2 protein-coding genes are annotated in these 3,385 nt (G+C 45.4%); both read right to left on the reverse strand.

The window, feature by feature from the left end:
• Positions 1-270 precede the first annotated feature (270 nt).
• Complete coding sequence (locus VIN08_RS09200) at positions 271-2,310, reverse strand: TonB-dependent receptor plug domain-containing protein (protein ID WP_331963525.1); 2,040 nt, start codon at positions 2,308-2,310, stop codon at positions 271-273.
• On the reverse strand, positions 2,311-3,385 hold a 1,075-nt coding region (locus tag VIN08_RS09205; protein WP_331963528.1), incomplete at its 5' end, for a hemin-degrading factor.

Raw genomic sequence — 3,385 nt, forward strand, 5'->3', positions numbered from 1 at the left:
GCTATCGTTGCTTCGTCTGCATCATCTTCCAGACCAACAGCCGATGCTGTGAAGGTAGCCAGGTTATCGGGTAGTGGCGGATCATCATCGCTGCAGGCGTTGATCAGCAACGTCATGAAAAGAGAAAGTGTTAATGCCGCGAGGCGTGTGTATCGGTTAATTGTGTTCATGTGTATTGTAAGAATTATAGTTTAGTAAAATATTTCCTCGTTCAGGTATATAGTTAAAGGTTCCCTGTGGTTCAAGGTTTCTATAGTTCAAAGGTTGAGGTCACTTGGTGAGATGGAAGTTCATGGACAGGAAGTACGATCGTCCGTAGCTTACCGGAACAGGACCACCCGTACTGTGCGCTCCGCTGGTATCGAGCGAACTGTTTTGTATACTGGTGATGTCGAGTATATTTCGAACACCGGCTATAACATCGAGATTATGCGTGATCTTCTTCGAAGCTGTGAGATCGGCCATGTTAAAGGACGAACGTCTCGCCAGATGTGTTACTGTTTCGTTGTCGACTTCTGCGGTTTCATATATCAAACGCCTGCCGGTAAATTTATAGTAGAAGCTTACGCTTGCACCGAGCTTTGTGAAACTATAGGAAAGTGTAGTATTCACTTCCGGTGTCCACAGAAAAGAAGGTAATGACTGGTCATCTTCCGAGAACGAATTATAGGATCCTATATACGACATTCCTACGGTTGCCGATAATTTTCTCCACGTGATATTGTTCTCCAATGTACCTCCGGCAGTTCTATACCGGTATATATTTACATAGGTGCTGATCTGCGGATCGGTCGGATCAACTCCGAGGTCGATCAGGTTTTCAAAGCGGTTATAGAAACCTCCCAGCGTTGAACGTATCTTCAACGATTCTGTCGTATAGGCCTGCCATACCAATGAACTTGTAAAGCTGTTGGAGTACTCGGCTTTCAGATTGGGATTTCCCTTGATCGAGTGGCTCGCATCAAAGAAGTAGAAGTATAGTTCACGCAATGCTGGCGAACGAAATCCATACGCATAGGCTACACGCAGATCAAACTTTTCGCTCAGGGTAAATTTGGTATTAATTGATGGCACTACCGGTGGCGCATCGTATACCGAATTATAAATAAAGCGGAAGCCCGGACGAATGTTTACAAAGGATGCAGGCTTAAACTCTGATGATATAAAAAATGCATAGTCATTTATAGTGCGCTTCGTATCAATACGATCACCGGAACCTTCATCAAGATTTATATTTACACCCGGCTGAAAAGAAACAGCATCAGAAAGTTTATAGACGAACATACCCCGGAACAACGTGGTTTTGAAAACCGACTCATCCTGCGAACCTGCTTCTGTTGATAATCTTCTATCGCCAGTAGCTACGTTGTATGTAGTGGTTAATGTTTTGCGTGTATAGTCCTGGTAAGAGGCAACACCATTAAAGAACCATTTATCGTTGATGTGCCAGTCGGCCTGCGCCTGATGTGTAAAGCGCGAAGTTTTATAGTCTTTGTCAGTGGCCATGCTGGTGTTTGGATTGGCATTACCCAGTGTAGTGATCACTTCATCTAGGTAATTCAATCTATACCATACATTGATTCGCTCGCGTTTATACCCTACCGTTGTTGTACCCAGCCATTGATCTTTCGGGTGCCACTCAGTTGGCTCACTACCGGTTATATAGCGTCCTTCCTGCCAGCCACCGGAATTATTTCGTGTTATACCTCCGCCTATATTCCAGCCTTTATGTTGCCACTGTGCATCTACATGCTCGTTGTGAATTCCTTTTTTCTGAAAGGCATTATACTCTTTGCCAACCGTCTCTTCCTGTATGCGTGCATTTATATCAACACTATCATTATCCGCTTTCCTGGTAATGATATTGATCACACCTGCCAGTGCATCGGTTCCATAGATCACTGACATGGGGCCTTCTACAATTTCAATACGCTCAATGGTATTTACATCGATCTGGTTCAGACTCTCTCTTGTTGCACCACGATCCAGCAGTGGCACACCATCGAGCAGTATCTTTACATTCTGCCCGCTCATGCCCATCAGTGATATATCGGCTGTACCTAAAGTCAGATCGTTTGTGAAACGTATACCGAGTTCGGTTGAGAGTACACTTTGAATATTTACCGGTGACCTCAGGGCAATACGATCATAATTGATCGTACGCACCTGATATACCGACTTGCGGATGGATTGAGGTTCAAATTGCCCCGTAACCGCAACATCCTGCAATACGGTCGTCTTCACCGAATCCTGTGCAGCCACCTGCACCACCAGACTAAAGCCTAATACTATAGCAAGTATATATTTCATTTATAGTGCCGGTAAGCGTTTAACGAGATCAGTCCAGTCGGCACGTTCTGGTATACCAGGCTTACGCAAACCGAAGAACTGCGCGATCATGTTCTTCTCTCTGTCAAACAATTCTACTGAAGTCACCAGCCCCTCCGTTGTAGGTTTCTTTACTACCCAGGCAGTGTGTACTACATCCATGCGCAAGTGCATGTTGAAATCAGGATCGAGTACATTAAGCCATTGCTCTGGTCCGGCATGGCCGCGTTCCAACAAACGGATAGTGCGTACTTTCCCTTGATGTATCTGTAAGTTGCCGCGATTACCCGCGAAGATCATAATGGGTAATTTTGCTGCAGATGCTTCATCTAAAATCTGCTTCGGTGTTTGCTTGGCATCAACGGCATAGCTGAATGTACCGCTTGCTAACTCGAGCGCATGGTAGCGATGTACTTTATGCTTGCGCAGCATGCCAAAGAAGTCGTGCGTATCTTTCAACTCGCTCCACTCTTTCAGAAATGCATCGCGATCCTGTGGCCCGGATAATTCTTCTTTTGTATAGGGTTCTACATCCATATCTGCTGATTGATTCTCTGAGCGAAAATCTTCTACGAGTTTCGTATAGGCTTCCTCATCGCTTTTCTCCTGCAGGTATATTTTTGTTACAGCTTCACCGGCTTTGTCAAACACCTGTATACTTTTCAGTATGCGATCTGATTTCTCTTCGGTAACAGCGAAAGCAAATTGCCATGCATGAAAGAACACACGTGTTTCTATCGGGCCTATAACCGTTGCCATCGCGCGTGCACCTTCGCCTATGATATCAATATCCAGGAACGGACCTTTATGTTCAAGTATACAGGCATCATTGCGTGTAAGCGACATCACTTTTCCCAACGACTTAAAGCTCTTCAGCAACTCCGGCCACGGGCCTTGCAAACGCACAACGCCCTCCCCGATTTTAGTAGCCAGTAATTCTGCTTCGCTCGCGCCTAAATCTTTTGCTGCTTCGCGAATCCGTATACCGGGCTTTGCCTGTTGAATGCCTCTCCAGGCTTCGCGCAGGGAGGATGATTTGCTTTCTACGATTGTATTC

Origin of the sequence: Ohtaekwangia sp. (assembly GCF_036568665.1) — a bacterium.
Lineage (GTDB): Bacteria > Bacteroidota > Bacteroidia > Cytophagales > Cyclobacteriaceae > Ohtaekwangia.